1 pseudogene is annotated in these 462 nt (G+C 77.9%); it reads left to right on the top strand.

Annotated elements, in window-relative coordinates:
• Window positions 1–462 (top strand): annotated as a pseudogene (locus V7E45_RS40460) (DNA polymerase III subunit gamma and tau); the annotation flags it as partial.

Raw genomic sequence — 462 nt, forward strand, 5'->3', positions numbered from 1 at the left:
GGCCCCGGCCCCGGCCGCGGCCGCACCCCCCGGCAGCGTCGATCCCCGCATGCTCTGGCCGAACATCCTGGAGGCAGTGAAGAACCGGCGCCGGTTCACCTGGATCCTGCTCAGCCAGAACGCCCAGGTCACCGGCTTCGACGGGACCACCCTCCAGCTCGGCTTCGTCAACGCGGGAGCCCGCGACAACTTCGCGAGCAGCGGCAGCGAGGACGTGCTGCGGCAGGCGCTGGCCGAGCAGTTCAACGTGCAGTGGAAGATCGAGGCGCTCGTCGACCCCTCGGGCGGCTCGGCGGCCCCGCCGGCCGGCGGCTCCCCCGGCTTCGGCGCAGGCGGCGGCGCGGCGTACGGAGGCGGGGGTTTCGCGGGCGCGCCCGCCGGTGGCGGCCAGGGTGGCTCCGCCGCTCGTCCGGCGGCGGCCCGGCCCGGTTCCCCGGCGCCCGCCGCTCCCCGGGGCGGCGC

Origin of the sequence: Streptomyces sp. IBSBF 3136 (assembly GCF_036815105.1) — a bacterium.
Lineage (GTDB): Bacteria > Actinomycetota > Actinomycetes > Streptomycetales > Streptomycetaceae > Streptomyces.